Source organism: Pseudaeromonas sp. HNCC25DJ180 (assembly GCF_055413345.1).
Map to the genome: position 1 here is coordinate 1 of NZ_JBVAYF010000062.1, position 214 is coordinate 214.

Consider the following 214-nt stretch of genomic DNA (forward strand, 5'->3'; position numbering starts at 1 on the left):
GGGTATCGATGACAATGCAGCGTAGAATGCGAGCAATGGTGTGACGGCGAGGGATACCATTGGCAAAGGGACGATATTGACGGAGCCAATCCGCCTTTGAATCACCATAGGTCTCGATGTCACTCCAGCCCTCGGCACCACTCATGATGGCACTGATGACAAGAAACATGACATCAACCAAGTCATGTTTACGGTTGATGTCAGAGCGGGTTTC

General features: G+C 50.9%; 1 protein-coding gene. It reads right to left on the reverse strand.

Features of this window, described 5'->3' with window-relative positions:
* A partial coding sequence (locus ACZYTD_RS17270; RefSeq protein WP_463893942.1) for a transposase family protein occupies nucleotides 1–214 on the reverse strand: 214 nt, incomplete at both ends.